Raw genomic sequence first — 14,731 nt, forward strand, 5'->3', positions numbered from 1 at the left:
CCTCGCCCAGCTCCGGGCGAGGGCCAAAAGCGCTTTCGGACAGCCCCTTGCTATCGGCGCAGCCGGTATCGGGCGTCGGTGCCGGATGGGACCATCGCGACGTGAACACCGACGAAGGTACAGACGCAGTCGGCAGCGACGCTGTCGTCGCGATCCTCGCAGACATGCAGACCGAGCTGCTGCTCACGATCGCGGTAGCTCGCATGGCACCGCGCGCCGGCGCGGCAGCCGTTCAACTGATCAGGGGTCAGGTCCCGTTCCTCGGGCAGACCTACGGCTACAACAGGACGAATATCCGTACCCCCGCAGGTTTCGATGTATGCGATCCGAGCGGGCTATTTCCTGTGTGGAAGGGATCCTCGACGACCATCCCGGCCGATCTGCTGCTCGATGCCCTCGCCCACGGCAGCGAGCATCACGCCTGGGGCGGGCGCATGTGGTTGCCGACGTTCTTCTCTCGGTGGGAGGAGGACTACCGACACCGGCTCGCCGACGCACACGGCTGCAAGCCGCGAGACTTCCAAATCCCGTTCTTCGGCGACCTGCGCAAACTGCGCAACGACATCGCTCACCGCGGTGGCGTTGCGCGCGCCAAAGGCGCGGCCACCTGCGAGATCCTGCAGTGGTTCGAAGCGGGCGACCCGATCGTGCTGGACCACACCCACTTCAAGGAGATCATCGAGAAGTTCCCCTGGCTCGAACTCGCGACGCCTCCGACACCGGCGCCGGCGGGCAAGGCGAATTTCGCGACAAACATCGACGACGATCTGGCATTGCGAGTGGAGCAGGCCACGCTCGAGGATGGGCTCAACCGTGCCGAGGTGGCCGATGCCGCCCTGGAAGCGTGGCTTACACAACGCGGAAAGTGAGCTAGCCGCCGATATCGCCCAGGATATGGGCCTTGCCGGCGGCCAGAAGCCAGATTCGAGGCTGCCGCTACGCCGTCGCTTCAACCCGCTCGATCGAGATCACCTGACTGACAGGCAACGCGTAGACCTGCCCCGCGAGCCTCGACCCGACTCCGCCATGCTCAATCCTCCTGTGCTGAAAGAACAAATCTGGAGAACGCTACGCGGTCGGTCCGACAAGTCCGCCTGCGTAGCAGGTGAAGTCAGCGACTCGCGCGGCTGAGGAGAAGGCCACCGCGTGAAGCTCAGCACCCCGCCTGGAACGGGAAGCAGTGACCGCTCCCGCCGACCGGGGCCTGCGGCTCTGACTCGGGGTCTCGGTAGTAACCGCCGAAAATCAACGGATATGGCGTGGCTTTCTGTCGCGCACGTGGGTCAGTGGGCGGCGCCGAGTTCGATCATGAGTACCCCGCCGATGATCAGGACGATTCCGGCGGTCATGACGCGGTTGAGGGGTTCGCCGAACAGCAGGCGTGCGGCGATGGCGGTGAGTGCGACGCCGCTGGCGGCCCAGATACCGTAGGCGACACCGATGGTCATTCCGTGTGCGAGGGTCAGGGCGAGGAAGGTGAAGGCGGTGAGGTAGCCGACGCCGACAGCGGCGAACCAGGCCTTGCGGGCGCCGGGTTGGGAGGCCATGCGTAGTGCCAGGGTGGCCGCGACCTCGCTGAGAATCGCGCCGATCGGCAGGATCCAGCTCATTTCGGGCCTCCCTCGGTCGCGGTGGTGGCCTTCTTCGGCGGGTGGGCGCCGAGTTCGACGCACAGCACTCCGCCGATGATCGTGACGATCCCGGCACCCATCAGCACGGTCAGCGGGTCACCGAAGAGCACCGCGGCCATGACCGCGGTGAGTGCGACGCCGCTCGCGGCCCAGATGCCATAGGCGACACCGAGTCCGAGTCCGGTGCGCAAGGCCACCGACAGGGCGGCGAAAGCGCTCAGGTAGCCGGTCGCGACGAGCGCGTACCAGCCGGGGTTGTCCTGGGCGGCGCGTAGTGAGAGTGTCGCGACGACCTCGGCGGTGATCGCGGTGGCGAGTAGCAGCCAGGTTTTCATCGGTTCGTTCCACCTTCCAGGAGTTGTTCGGCGACCGCGGCGAGGGCGGCGCGGTCGTGTTCGGAGACCGGAAACACTCCAGTCGCTTGGGCCGTCCAGTAGCCGTCGGCCAGCATTCGTGCCGCGCTCAGTCGCGCCCGCTCGGGCGCGGGGAGTTCGGGGGGCAGGGCCAGCCACGGTGTGAGCCGTCGTATCCAGGCATCGGTGAGCGCGGGGTAGTAGGCCGCGTCGGCGTAGATGGCGAAGTCGGCGCGGTCGAACTTCTCGTACAGGGCCGTCTCGAGATAGGCGCGGACCCGCGCGGTGACCGGGACCTGTCCGGGATCCCGGTCACCGATCCGCCGGCGCAACATCTGCTCCCAGCGTGACGCGACGTGATCGACCACGGCCAGCATCAACGCTTCCTTGGTGGGGAAGTGATACATCAGTCCCGGCTTGCTCAGTCCGGCCTGCTTGGCGGCCGATTCCAGGGTGATGTTGGCGCCGCCGGTGGTGCGAAGCAGTTCCACCGCGCCGTCGAGGATCCGCTGTCGTGAACTCGTACCCATACCTTTACTTTACCATCCGGATGGTAAAGTAAAGGTATGGGTTGGTCGCCGGTTCTTCGCGGTGTCCGTGGGGCGAGAGCGGGATGGGTGGCTGTAGCCGGGTCAGCGGCGCAGGTCGGCTACCGGCCCGACTAGTGAGGCGAGGGCGCGCATCGCCCCGCGTCGCCACGAAACCGACTTCCCATACCAACCAACAGTGTTGGGAGCCAAGCCGCCAGCAACTCGCCCCCACCGCAGGTCGAACCCGGCCTCACCAGCATTCAGCCTCGGCTACGCCATATCCGTTGATTTTTCGGCGGCTACTACCGGAACCCCCATCCGCTCGGAACTCGGCTTTCCGGTGGCCGACAGACTTGTCACCGGATGTCACTGTCGATCTGGTCGAGCGCCTCGACAACCAAGGGCAGCAGGTTCGAGCGGATGAAGTATCGCTCGATCACGGCGTCTTGGTTGTTGTTGGTGTGTTTCTTCTCGATGAGCCATCCGGGTGGCCGCGGCTGCAGGGGTATCGACCGGAACGCCTTCTGCTGTGCCGATTTCACCCCCGACAGGCTCTTCATGCCGATGAGTTCCTTGATGCGCGCGGGTGTAGCGCTGCCTCCCTCGGCGACCAGGGCCCGCAGCGTTTGCATGCCGGTCCCGGGCAGTCCCTCGATGAAGCGCTTGATCGTGGGCAGGTCCCACTCGCCGACCGTCACTGGCAGGTGGGGGACCTGCTGCGCTTGCAGAAGGTCTGCCGGAAGACGGCCTTGCTCGTCGCGCTGCACGATCGCCACGGACTCGACGGCGTCGCCACGGCGATGCGCGTCATCGAGATCTTCGACCGGGTGGCCGCCCAAGCCGACGGCATGGAGGCTGTCCGCCAGGAGTGTACGAAGACGCAGGCGGGCTGCCGGTCGATCGTTGTCCCACAGTTCATCGTCGAGTACATCGATAGGCCACGAGGTCTCTTCGAATGCTGCCCCGCCACTCTGCTCGATGTGGTGTGACGTCCATCTCAGCTCCCCGAGAGGGCCTCCCCAACGCGAATCATGAGGTGCGCAGACGATCGGACAGCGGCTGCTCAAAGCAATAAATGTGCAATAAGTGTGCACTTCGGCCGAAAAACGTCGAATCCCCAGGTATAAGAAAACCCCCTCCGACCCAGGTCAGAGGGGGTTTTCACTGTCGGGCTGACAGGATTTGAACCTGCGACCCCCTGACCCCCAGTCAGGTGCGCTACCAAGCTGCGCCACAGCCCGTTCCTGCCCCCGTCTCCGGGTGCTCGAAAAGGTTACCTCACCTCTTGGCGAGAGTACTAATCGACTGGTAGATGCACCTTTTTGTCGATCCAGCCGAGCATCGGCAGCGGTGCGGTCGGACGTCGACGGCGTGTTGTGGCCGAACTGCACAGAAACTCAACAGGTTCGATTCTGATCAAGCGTCCAGTGCTGAGTCGAAGCGGCGCTCCTCGGTAGCCGGTCAGCCATCGTCGAGTCGGTGCGCGAGCGGCTGCCGCTGTGTGCATCGACGGAGGCACCGGCTGTGATCGGTTCTGATGTGTGTTCGGACGACATGGCAGCGCATTCGAGCATGGCTTGGCGCGGTTTCCGCGTTCGCGGCCATGCCATGCATAAGCTGGATCGTGCCTGCGCCGTGGCGGCGGTGTAGGCATGTAGGGGAAGGTCTCGCCTCGTCGAGCGATCGGCTGAGGCGAGACGCCCTGTCCGGCTAGCTGGGATAAGCAAGATCGCTATCCGGACCGTTTTCCAAGCGAGAGGGAGGCCGCACATGGCCGTTCCCCCTGAATGGCTGAGCTGCGGTTTCGGCGAGCGTAGCTTTGGTCACCGACCGTTTCCCTGGTCGCCACACCCATTCGGACACGAAAACTGTCCGCGAGCAAAGGATTTCGTTCGGGTGAAGACAATGCTCGGTGCCCCGCGCGGATCCTGACCTACTCGGCGCCGGAAGGCCACCTCACGCGGATCAGTTCAGTGCGCCGTTGTAGTCCGGGAACTTGAACGTGCGCTCGGCGTGCCCGCCGGACAGGTCCGATGCGCTGTTGCCGATATTGGCGACGATCGTGTAGCCCTTGCTCTCGATGTCTGCCCGGCTCGCGGTCTTGTACTCGGCCAGGCCGGCATTGCCCGCCGACAGCGTGGTCGGCGCGCTGCCGTACAGCGCGTCGACCGGGTAGCCGACCGAGGTCAGGTTCGCCTGCGAGTAGGCGTTGACCAGGGCAGGTCTGCCGGTGACGAAGATGATCGCGGCGCCGTTCTGTTTCGCCCAGGTGGCCAGGTCGAGGACCGGTTGGATCGCGGGGATGACCAGGCCGGTGTTGTAGGAAGTCTCGAGCGTCGTGTTGTCGATGTCGAAGACGATCGCGGGTCGGGTCGCGCTGGGTAGTCGGCCGACGAGATAGATCTTCGCCTCGGCCACGACGGGGGTGATCTCGCCGATCCACTGAGCGTAGGGCGGCAGCTCGGACTGATTGCCCGACAAGGAGGACGAGCCACCACCCGGCAGGGCCGCGGAACCGGTGTCGGCGCCCGCGGCGGGCAAGGGGGCCAGGAGCGCGGCCGCGACACCGGCGACCAGAGATGCAGTAACGCGTTTCATCTATCGCACGCTAACAGCGGACCGAGCCACGCAGCTTCACAATCCCGCGCTGTGGGATTGCAGCCGGGCGCGCCCAGCGTGGCCGCGATCAGGGGTTCAACCACAGCGCTTCGCAGGGCATCCGTTGGTGGGGGAGGAATCCGTCCATGATCTCGCTGGCGGTGATGGAGGGATGAGGACGGGAAAGCCAGTGGTGAAGAAAGTTGCGCACGGCGGTGCGGCAACCGCAGAAGTCGACCACCAGGCCGCCCGTGATTACTCGGAGGTGGGTGTCGGGCTCGGCGGGGCGAGGCGATACGGGCGGTGACATCAGAACCTTCCCCGGCCTTCGGTGGCACCTACGACCGTGTTGCGCAACCACCGCGAATCGCCGGAGGCGATGTCGACGCGGAGGTCGGTCCAGGTGGGTGGAGATGACAGCGATCTGGGCGCCGACCGGGTCGGATGCTGCCAGGGGGCGGTATCCGTCAGAACCGGACTGCCGCCGTCCACAGCTTTCGCCAGCGCCCGCTGGGAAATTGTCGCTGTGAGCGATCTGCGCACAGGCTCTGTGTTCATGCGTCGCCTTATGTACGTGGTGAATACGGTCGGTCGTTGCGCGGCCGGACGATGGCCGTATGACTCGCCGATCGTCGGATTGGTTATCGCCGCCTACGGCGGACGTGATCTTCGCCCGCAATATCGACCGGAGGCAGGGCTGATCTGCCACTGTGCTGTGCGTCGCCGGGTTCTCCCGGGCTCAACAGCACGGGCTACACGATAACACGGTTATCGTCGACGGGTTCTCGTGGATGTACTGCGCGCGCTTTCTCGCGGCCGTCCATCATTCGGATGTCGGCAGGATCGGACATACCTTTTGGTAGGTTTAACTGTACGGTGAAGTATGGCGCCAGCGGCGAGGAGACGACCATGACCGACGAGTCAGGCAGTACCCGGCCGACGGCGCCGGTGTCCAAACGCAAAGCGGCGGCCGCGCGTGGGGCGGCGCGCAGGCTCGGCGTCGAGGACTGGACCGACGCGGCGCTGCGCGTGTTGCTGCGCGACGGCGTCGCCGCCATCACCATCGCCAAGGTCTGCGATGAGCTCGGCGTCACCAAAGGTAGCTTCTACTGGCATTTCGACGGTATCGACCAATTGCTCGAGACCACCGCGCAGTTCTGGTGCGCCGATCAGAACGACGCGGCCCGCGGCTTCACCGACCTCGACGAACTGCCGACGCAGGAGCGCTTGGCCCGGATGGGCGCCCTGCTCACCGGGGAGCGGGTCTGGCAGGTGGAGCTCGCGGTCCGCGACTGGGCGCGCACGAACGCCAAGGTGGCCGAGGCGGTGAAGGCGCTGGATCAGCGGATCTTCCACACCCTGTCGAAAACCCTGGTCGACATGGGATTCTCTGCGGAACAGGCGGAAATGCGCGCCGGGCTGATGTGCTTCGCCGGGATCGGCTTCGTGCACGGCAATCAGAACCTGCCGGTGCCGACAGAGGATCAGCGCCGCGAGTTCTTTCGGTTCATCACCAGCACCGAGCCGCCTCGCTGAGGTCCGTTGCACCGCAATGGGTTCCGCACCCGATGAGCACGGTGCGCAGGGTCATGTCAGCGCGACCAGTTCGTGCAGTGTGGTCCCGCTGCGTCGCTGCGGTCCGCTCTCGGTGTGCACGGTCAGCTCGAAGCTCGACTCGAATCGGAAGTAGCCCGGGTGCCCGACCAGGCGGTGGATCAGGGGTTTGACCAGGCGCGAACGCGCGATCGGAAGATCGTCGAGCAGGTCGTGGGCGTGGATGACCCGCTCGACGTCCAGGCGCAGTTCGAGCTCTCCGGGCACCTGCAGTGCGACCCATTCGGGGTAGTCCCGCCCCGCCGTGGCGTCGAAGCGCGTCGGCCCCTCGGTGAGGACGGTCTCGCCGGTGGACAGCACGATGTCGGCGTGGTGGGCGAGCATCAGCGGGCTGATCTCGTGTCCGCCTCGGCGCTGCTGGGTGAGCACCGAGGCGAACAGCAGCGAGTAGTCCTCGACGTACAGCCTGCCCCAGTGCCAGCGCTCGATGATCTTCTTCATGTCGCCGACGCCCCAGTTGTGGTCGTGATACCCACGTCCGGTGACCTCGTGTCGCACGCCGTCGAGCTCGATCGAGCCGGTGACCGCGGCACGCGGCGCGGCGACCATCCAGCCGAAGGAATCCTTACTGCCGAAGCGGGTTTCCCCCTTGCCGGGCATCCAGCTGGGGACCTCGTTGTGGAACCGCAGGTCGAAGACGAGACCGTCCTCGGCCATCCGTAGGTGATGGACCGGCAGGCCGTCGTCGCGGAACTCGGTGCGCGCGGTGTTCGCGCCGACGCGTACATCGCAGGCGTCGGGCGAGAACGAGGTCGCCGAGTGCGGATAGCGCCGCGACACCTGACGGCGGGTGCCGTCGGGGGCGTAGACCATCATCTCCACCCAGGGCCGGGCCAACGGCAGGTCCTCGGGTCGACGTTTGGTCAGGAAGCCGATCACCACGTGGCCGGTATCGAGGTGCGCGTCGAAATACCAGTGTTCGAAGGCGAGCTTGCTCGGCGAGGGATGTAATCCGTTGTGGCGCGGCTCGACCGGCGTCAGTTCGCCGTCGCGACGGCCCGGCCCGTTCCATACTTCGACGATGTCTGCGGTAGTCATGGCTGCTTTCGGTGGGTTCATCGGCGCAGGGCACCGCTGGCGTCGAATGCCGCTGTGCGGCCCTGCATCTGGGCTCGATACCAGTTCTCGCGATGGGCGAGCATCAGCTTTTCGTGCGCCCGCGCGAACGGCGGGCAGATCCGGCGCACGATCTCCATCGCGGTGATCAGCGGAAAGCGCAGGATCGGGATGAGGATCCACGGGAACGCGGGTGGCATGGTGTAGTGACGGCGGGTACCGGGGGCCATGTACATCGCGGAGTACACGGAATTGATCCGATAGTTGTACTTCTCGCGCCACCTGGTCAGACCGCGGTGGCCGTCGCGGGGCGCGAAGGCCGCCGGATAGGACTCGATCAGTTCCGTCCCGTGCTGTCCGGCGTCGTAGGACCGGGACACGATGGTCATCGCCAGTACCCGCAGTCCGTCGAGGACCGTCTCCGGGTACCAGCGCACCCGCACGCCGAGCAGGTGACCCATGTACTTCTGGAAGTGCAGCAGCGCACGGATTTCCGACGGAGTCGTCTGATAGCCCAGTGCCCACAAGCCGAGGCCGGGCGTCACGCTGCCCGCCAACAGGGTGAGCATCTGGTAGGTCTGACTGATCGGCAACCCCCAGCGTTCGAGGTCCCATTCTGGGTGGCCCGCGACCTTCGCGCGCACCGAGACATGCATGACCCGCACCTTCAGCGCGGTGGCCCGACCCGCCGAACCCGGGGTGAGCAGCGCGTCGGGTTCGGAAACGTCGATCCAGAAGCGGGTGGTCTCCAGGAACCGGCGCAGGGCGCTGTCGCCCGCGTAACCACCCGCGAGCGACAGTGGCGTCGCGACCGCGGCCTCGGTGTACATCTCGAGCGTCTCGGCACCGGCGAAGCTGAACAGCATGGTGCCCCAGCGCCGCCAGATCGCCGCGCCCTGCTCCACCAGTTCGGGCACCACCCAGTCGGGCACTGTCTCGAACTCGGCGAACAACGCGCGCATGGATTCCGGCGCGTCCGGCACCGCATCGATGCCCTCGGTCAGCGCCGTCTCCAGCATCGCGCGCCCGGCTTTCGACCCGATCGCGCCGTGCATCACCTCGGCGACGAACCGTTCGGCTACCGGGTCACCGGTGAACAGGTCCTCGCACAGCGCACTCGCCTGCTCGTCGCTGGGAAACAATCGCTGCCGGGTGACGGTCGTGAAGACACGCTCGAGCCGACGTACCAGTGGGGTGTCGCGCGCTTCCCAATAGCGAAAAGCGTTGGGGCACTTCACCGGTAGCTCGGAGCGGGTGTGCTCGACCTGACGTTCGACGGCATCGACCACTGCCGGCCTCCTGATCTGACGTCCACTCGCTGACTGCGATCGAAGTCGACCATACTATGTTGAATCTCTTTCCGTACCTGAAAGTACGGAAATGTCACCTCACGATGCGGTACTTCAGCATCATGTCGTGGTCCTCGTGGTCGAGCAGGTGGCAGTGCCACACGTATCCGCGCAGGTCGTCGTGCTGATGACCGGCATGGTCCGGCGCGCGGTGACCGGTATGGGTATCCTCGCCGACGCGTTCGGTCGCGACCCGGCGCGGGAACGGCGCGTCTGGGTCGAAGCCCAGTTCCGCCGCGGTCGGGAACCGCACGATGATGCTGGTGACGGTGCCGCCGTCGACGCGCACGATGTCCTTGTTGCCGGCTTCCCACGGCTGCGGCGCCATCATCGGACCGGCCAGGAATCCTTCGGCCGACGGCGCCCATTTCTGTCCGATGGGCGGCTGCGGATGGGCCAGCTGATAGTCGACGGTGCGCAGTGGGGTCCGGCCGAGAATGCGAAAGGTGACCAGATGCAGGTGAATCGGGTGCGGATCGGGCGTGATGTTGATGATGTTCCACTGTTCGACGGTGCCCTGGCGCGGCATCTCGATATCGGGACTGCTGAAGGTGAGATTGTTCAGCGACATGATCGCGGGCGGCACGCGCAGCTCGTAGGGCTGACTGACGGTGACATCGCGGATCACCGTCGGCGTTTCGATCGGCGGCAGCAGCGGCGGCAGTCCGGCTCCGCCGCGTAACCGTGCAGGCAGGCCGCCCGCGAAGCCGGGCCGATCCTCCACCCGGAACTGGCAGAACCGCGGCATCGCGACCTCGCCGAGGATCGCGGCCTGGAAGACCGGCGCCTCGTCGTTGCGCAGTTCGACGGTCTCGCCCGGGGTCAGTTCGGCGAAGTCCACCAGCAGATCCACCCGTTCACCCGGCGACAGCCGCAGCTCGTGGGTGGCGACCGGCGCGTCGAGCAGGCCGTGATCGTTGCCGATCACCCAGAACCGCATCCGGTTGCCGAAGAACAGATTCCATACGCTGAACGACGCCGCGTTGAGCACGCGAAAGCGGTAGAGGCCGCGCGCGACCGGCAGATAGGGCCAGACTTTGCCGTTGACCAGACCGATGTCGCCGACGGCTCCACCCTCCCAGCCGCCTTCGGGCACCACCGGTGTCGACCGGACCGATTGGCGCCCGTCCGCGGTGAACAGCTTCTCCTGCAGGACCAGCGGCACTTCGAACTCACCCGCGGGCAAGCCGAGTGGGTTGTCGGGTTCGCCGGTGTCGAAATCGTCGCGGAGCAACAGCATTCCGGCCAGCCCGGCGTAGACGTTCACGCGGGTGATGCCCATGGCGTGGTCGTGATACCAGAGGTGGCCGGTGTCCTGCGCCAGCGGGAAGTCGTGGTCGATGTCACCGCCGGGATAGACGAGCTGCTCGGGGTGCCCGTCGCTGTCGGGCGGCGTCACCCCGCCGTGTAGATGCAGCGACGACGGCGGTGCGGTACGGAAACTCTCGGCGACGCCGTGCAGGCTGGTGTCCATGTCGGCGGCGAGCGGGTGCGTGGTCATCCGGTTGGCGAAACGCAGGCGCAGCGGGGTGCCCGCCCGATGCTCAACGGTCGGGCCCAGATAGCTCATGCCGTTGTAGCCCAGTGACGGCGACGGCGGCAGATCACGGTGGAACCGGTGGGTCGCGGTCTCGGCGACGAGTTCGAGCCGGTCGCCGCGCACCACGGGCAGTCGCGGCATCTCGTCGACGAACGGTTCGACCGCCGGGGAGTGGAACAGGAGGGGGCTGCGTCCTTCCGGTGGCGCGACGGGGGCCGCGCCGACCTGCGACTCTGCCAGCGTCGCGGCGAGCAAACCCGCTCCGGCCGCCCGCAGGAATCGACGGCGTTCGATCGGATGTTCCATGCTCGAGCCCTTCCCTGGCCCGCATCGTCGCAGGCACCGCGCGAGCGACCATACCACCAAGTACGGTAACCAGTACCTCCCTGAATGGCACGCGGTGCATCGTCGCGGCACTCCCGGATCATCGACGCGCAATCGGATCGGCTCCAGTACGTGAAAGTAGTGGGCATTCAACCCTGCACGCTGGAACTGTTCGAGCCGATGGGCATCCTGCGGGAGGGGTCCGGCCCGTCGGGTTCACCCAGGACGAGGACGGTGTAGACGCCGTGCTCGCCGGACCCGAGGGTGAGCACACGGTGCGGGCACGGTATCTAGTCGGCTGCGACAGCGCGCACAGCAGCGTGCGAAAGGCGCTGGGTCGACGTATATCAGCTTCGCTGACCTGTATAAACCGCGCGATCGCGGGGACCGGCTGGCATTGCGTCGAGACCATCACCACGATCGCGCCGCATCCTGATCGGTTGGTTGCTCGCTTTCGTGAGCTTCTCAGTCGGCGACCCTCGTCCGGGATTACCTCTCGCACAAACACTTCCGGTTCTTGGCGCCCGCATCAACCTTCGGGGGCATCTCCGGTCGCGGGCGCGCGATCAACTCGGCACCCGGATACCGAGGCAACCTTGCTGACCGATGCGCTAGCATCAGAGCAGCAGAATTCGCCGGGGGAGCTCCAGATATTGGTGCTGGGGCGAAATCCGCGTACGAGGGGATGCACCTGTGCGGCCAACTCTCGACAGGTTGTTGCGGCTCCAACCCTGTCATGGCTAGGCTGGGCTTCGTTGTCTTGATGAGGGGGTCGCGTGTCAGGTGAGGACTATACGGCTGCAACAGTTTTCGCGATGGTTCCGGCCGAAGTGACCGACGCGGGTAGCTACGTTCAGCAAGTCGCCGAGTCCCTGATCAATGGACTCGGTTCGCTTGACCAGGAGGTATCTGGCGTCCTCAATAACTGGACCGGGTCGGCGGCAGAGGCATTCGGAGAAGGCTGGGCCGAAACCAGGAAGGGTGCAGCCGTCGTATTGAACGCCCTAAATACCATGGGTGAACTCTTGAGTGACGCGAGCAAAGCCATTGTCAGCCAGGACATCTCCAATTCCAATACCCTGAGCTCGCTCGATTTACCAGAGCTGAATCTGTAATGGTCGACTACTCCCGCGACTTCGCATTCGATATCGATGAGCTAGACCAGCTCATCAGTCGCTCCGATGGATTTATCGGTTTTCTCGCCGATAGCCTCGATGGCATCAACAATCGAATCGCCACCATCCAGCAGAACTGGCACGGATCTGCTGCTGTCGCTCAAGAGGATGCCTATCGAGAATGGGCAAGTGGGGCTGCAGCAGTAATCGATGGGCTCACCCAGATGTACAACGCCGCGGTCACCGCCCGCGACGCCTACAGTCAAGCAGCGGACACCAACTTGAGAATGAGCGGCGGCTAGAGCTTCCGTGGCCTCGATCTCCCCGCAGTCCTATGAGACCGCAGCCAAGGCATGCTACGATCTATCGGAGAAATTTCAAACTGTCTACAACTCACTGCAGACCATAATTCTAGCCGCCCCCGCGATGGCCGGTGGGTATCAAGCTGTCCAGCCATGGTCGAAGACATGCGACGGCCGTGCCGCCGCAGTGGCCATGGTTTCGAACAATTTCGCGCGCGCTCTGCGAAATTATGCCGATATTCTGACCGCATCCAACTACAACTGGGCGCTCGGGGAATACATAGCCAACATCGACCCCAGTAAAGGCCAACCCCCATCATTGCCAACGGGATTTCCTACGGAACTCCCCTATGGTCCGGGCATAGTGGTCGGTGTCGCCTCGTCGGGCACGTACAGTAACGGATTGCAAACAGATTGGACCGAATTACAAGATAGGGTCACCGTGCTTGTCTCTGGCGGCCAAGTCCCTGACGGCGACACCGAAAACCTCGCGCGTGTGGCAACCGCGTGGAAGACCTTCGCCAATTCAGATCCGCTCGAATACGGTGTGTCGCAACTGCTCACGGTTGCCTCCGGGCTGGAGCGCGGTTTCGGATCCCAGGTCCCAAGAGACATTCCGAACCACGCTACCAACCTTCGCGGGCTCGCTCATAGCCTCCGCGATATCCGTACCGCGGCCCACGATATCGCGGCGTCGGTCGAGGCTCATAAGGTCGCCCTGGCGACAATGCGGGCGGACATCAACACCCAGTTCGCGATGGTAGTGGTCGTCACCGCCATCTCGATCGGGCGTTCGGCGGTGACCGTCAAAGAGCCACCTACAAAAACAAAAACACCGAGCAAGCAACAATCACCCAACCCCAACGAGAACAAAGTCGAGATAGATATCGACTTCCTCAACGATGCCGCCGGGGCCATAGCCGGGCCCGCCAACATCTTCCTCACCACGCTTGGTGGTCTCACCTTCACCGCAGCAGAGCTGACCAATGGCGACCTACTGACCATCGTCGCACTGCCAATACTGATCACAGAGCGGAATGGTGTAGCGCTCACCGACCAGGGGCACTCTCCAATCAACGGAGCAGAGGAAGCCCAAAAGGTTCGCGAACGCTTGGCTGCAAGCGGAGAAACGATAAAGAAGACTCGGAATGTCGCCGTAGCGCGAGGCGAGATCAACGGACAGCAAATTAGCCTGGATGCCGTCAGTGGCGACGATTCTCCGACGGGCACGGTGTCAAAACCGGAGAACCCGGTCCTGGAGCCGCGTTCGGACGATGGACTAACGGTCCGCCCTACCGATTCCGAGTTCAAAATTCTTGATAGCTTAGCGCAACAGCTTGGCCCGGATGCAACGGGAACAATCAACCTGTATACTGAGCGTGAACCTTGCGATGCTTGCGATAATGTGGTGGAACAATTCATGAAGAAATACCCTGGAGTGAAAGTGAAGGTTACCTATGGGGCGTGAGGATAGTAAACGCGAGATAGAGACCTTCGGTCGTCAGTTGATAGGCTCCGGATTCGCAACGAGTGACTCGATCATAGGGTGCGATGCAGCAGAGATCGAACAGGTCCGCTCCGTCGCACCCGATGGCTTCCCCATCTCTGATGAGTACCAGGCATTTCTTGAGTATATGGGGAAGAAGGCTGGCACGCTCTTCAAAGGAAGTGACCTATTCTTTCCTCGTATGCTCGATGCCATAGAAGCTGCCGAAGACATCTCTGGCAAGGGATTAGCGTTGGATGGACAGTTCTTCTTCGGTCATCACCAAGGTTACAAAGTTTACTTCTTTAAGCGCGGGTCAGGTGCTGTCTACGCCTACCAGGAAGGTTCTTCCGAGGATCAAAAGCTTGCAGATGGATTCATTGAATTCCTGCGAGATTCATGGCGTATCCAGCAGAAGACTCGCGAATCTACGGAAGCGATGCGTCGGGAGAGAAATAAAATATAGGGTGCCACCAGTCGTTTCGGGAGCCGACGTACAGGTGGTGCTTGCCGTCTGCGGAGACCGCCATCGTCGACCGCTCGCGCGCCACCCGAATCCGGTCGATGTGCGCGACAATGTCCACCTCCAGATCGTCGCAGTGGGTTCCGCGGTGACATAGGCATATCGCCCGTTGGGCGACAGCGCGACTGCGGCACGCCGTTGTCCACTGCGCCAATGTCGGTCCCGCCGCCGCGCGCGTGAGTCTGTCGGCCGTGATCCGGGCGGACGGCGGCTGTTCCAGGCATGGCTCCACGCGGAACTGCAGACCCGTGGTGAGTGCCTGAGGTTCTGTGGTCGCGGAGCCTGTTCGCGCCGGGCCGCAGGTCCTAGT

16 protein-coding genes and 1 tRNA gene are annotated in these 14,731 nt (G+C 64.2%); 8 read left to right on the forward strand and 9 right to left on the reverse strand.

The features are described 5' to 3' along the window. The first annotated feature begins 101 nt into the window (after positions 1 to 101). Positions 102 to 869 carry a hypothetical protein gene (locus tag NA12_RS31725; protein WP_067460107.1) on the forward strand — a complete coding sequence of 256 codons (768 nt, stop codon included), beginning with the start codon at positions 102 to 104 and terminating at the stop codon, positions 867 to 869. A 414-nt stretch (positions 870 to 1,283) separates the two neighbouring features. On the opposite strand, the gene NA12_RS31730 is transcribed toward NA12_RS31725, so the two are convergent. The 4 genes from NA12_RS31730 to NA12_RS31745 form a co-directional block, all read right to left on the reverse strand. Then, entirely contained in the window at positions 1,284 to 1,610 is a 327-nt protein-coding gene (locus NA12_RS31730; protein ID WP_067460110.1) for a DMT family transporter, read from the reverse strand. Continuing rightward, positions 1,607 to 1,966, reverse strand: a complete 360-nt coding sequence (locus NA12_RS31735) for a DMT family transporter (RefSeq protein WP_067460113.1) — start codon at positions 1,964 to 1,966, stop codon at positions 1,607 to 1,609. The genes NA12_RS31730 and NA12_RS31735 overlap by 4 nt, the downstream gene beginning before the upstream one ends. Further along, positions 1,963 to 2,514, reverse strand: coding sequence for a TetR/AcrR family transcriptional regulator (locus NA12_RS31740; RefSeq protein WP_067460116.1), 552 nt, complete (start codon positions 2,512 to 2,514; stop codon positions 1,963 to 1,965). The genes NA12_RS31735 and NA12_RS31740 overlap by 4 nt, the downstream gene beginning before the upstream one ends. Before the next feature lie 356 nt (positions 2,515 to 2,870). Further along, positions 2,871 to 3,290 (reverse strand): hypothetical protein, encoded by a 420-nt coding sequence (locus tag NA12_RS31745; RefSeq protein WP_132370457.1) that lies wholly within the window; start codon positions 3,288 to 3,290, stop codon positions 2,871 to 2,873. Between NA12_RS31745 and NA12_RS31750 the strand changes: the two genes are divergently transcribed. Next, positions 3,264 to 3,503, forward strand: coding sequence for a hypothetical protein (locus tag NA12_RS31750; RefSeq protein WP_132370455.1), 240 nt, complete (start codon positions 3,264 to 3,266; stop codon positions 3,501 to 3,503). The two genes, NA12_RS31745 and NA12_RS31750, sit on opposite strands and share 27 nt — an antisense overlap. Before the next feature lie 178 nt (positions 3,504 to 3,681). Here the strand turns inward: NA12_RS31750 and NA12_RS31755 are convergent. Both NA12_RS31755 and NA12_RS31760 read right to left on the reverse strand, forming a co-directional pair. Further along, positions 3,682 to 3,755 (reverse strand) — tRNA-Pro (locus NA12_RS31755). A gap of 724 nt (positions 3,756 to 4,479) precedes the next feature. Next, positions 4,480 to 5,112 carry an HAD family acid phosphatase gene (locus tag NA12_RS31760; RefSeq protein WP_067460123.1) on the reverse strand — a complete coding sequence of 211 codons (633 nt, stop codon included), beginning with the start codon at positions 5,110 to 5,112 and terminating at the stop codon, positions 4,480 to 4,482. A gap of 909 nt (positions 5,113 to 6,021) precedes the next feature. Here NA12_RS31760 and NA12_RS31765 point away from each other — a divergent pair. Further along, on the forward strand, positions 6,022 to 6,648 hold the full coding sequence (locus tag NA12_RS31765) for a TetR/AcrR family transcriptional regulator (RefSeq protein ID WP_067460144.1): 627 nt from the start codon (positions 6,022 to 6,024) through the stop codon (positions 6,646 to 6,648). 51 nt (positions 6,649 to 6,699) lie between these two features. Here the strand turns inward: NA12_RS31765 and NA12_RS31770 are convergent, their stop codons facing one another. From NA12_RS31770 to NA12_RS31780, 3 genes are all read right to left on the reverse strand, one after another. Further along, the gene (locus NA12_RS31770; protein WP_084473330.1) at positions 6,700 to 7,764 is read right to left on the reverse strand and encodes a lipocalin-like domain-containing protein; all 1,065 of its coding nucleotides are present in this window, start codon (positions 7,762 to 7,764) and stop codon (positions 6,700 to 6,702) included. A 17-nt stretch (positions 7,765 to 7,781) separates the two neighbouring features. Continuing rightward, positions 7,782 to 9,071 (reverse strand): oxygenase MpaB family protein, encoded by a 1,290-nt coding sequence (locus tag NA12_RS31775; protein ID WP_067460127.1) that lies wholly within the window; start codon positions 9,069 to 9,071, stop codon positions 7,782 to 7,784. Between the two features lie 94 nt (positions 9,072 to 9,165). Further along, entirely contained in the window at positions 9,166 to 10,977 is a 1,812-nt protein-coding gene (locus tag NA12_RS31780) for a multicopper oxidase family protein (RefSeq protein WP_067460129.1), read from the reverse strand. Positions 10,978 to 11,240: 263 nt separating this feature from the next. Between NA12_RS31780 and NA12_RS35100 the strand changes: the two genes are divergently transcribed. From NA12_RS35100 to NA12_RS33985, 5 genes are read left to right on the forward strand one after another with little or no spacing between them, the layout of a single operon-like run. Beyond that, positions 11,241 to 11,759, forward strand: coding sequence for an FAD-dependent monooxygenase (locus NA12_RS35100; protein ID WP_371856041.1), 519 nt, complete (start codon positions 11,241 to 11,243; stop codon positions 11,757 to 11,759). Between the two features lie 12 nt (positions 11,760 to 11,771). Continuing rightward, entirely contained in the window at positions 11,772 to 12,110 is a 339-nt protein-coding gene (locus NA12_RS31785) for a WXG100 family type VII secretion target (protein WP_067460132.1), read from the forward strand. After that, positions 12,110 to 12,412, forward strand: coding sequence for a WXG100 family type VII secretion target (locus tag NA12_RS31790; RefSeq protein WP_067460134.1), 303 nt, complete (start codon positions 12,110 to 12,112; stop codon positions 12,410 to 12,412). The genes NA12_RS31785 and NA12_RS31790 overlap by 1 nt, the downstream gene beginning before the upstream one ends. Before the next feature lie 7 nt (positions 12,413 to 12,419). Further along, positions 12,420 to 13,880 carry a deaminase domain-containing protein gene (locus NA12_RS31795; RefSeq protein ID WP_084473332.1) on the forward strand — a complete coding sequence of 487 codons (1,461 nt, stop codon included), beginning with the start codon at positions 12,420 to 12,422 and terminating at the stop codon, positions 13,878 to 13,880. After that, the gene (locus NA12_RS33985) at positions 13,870 to 14,364 is read left to right on the forward strand and encodes a hypothetical protein (RefSeq protein ID WP_132370453.1); all 495 of its coding nucleotides are present in this window, start codon (positions 13,870 to 13,872) and stop codon (positions 14,362 to 14,364) included. The genes NA12_RS31795 and NA12_RS33985 overlap by 11 nt, the downstream gene beginning before the upstream one ends. Positions 14,365 to 14,731 lie beyond the last annotated feature (367 nt).

The organism is Nocardia alba NBRC 108234 (genome assembly GCF_001612665.1).
In the GTDB taxonomy this organism is placed as follows: domain Bacteria; phylum Actinomycetota; class Actinomycetes; order Mycobacteriales; family Mycobacteriaceae; genus Nocardia; species Nocardia alba.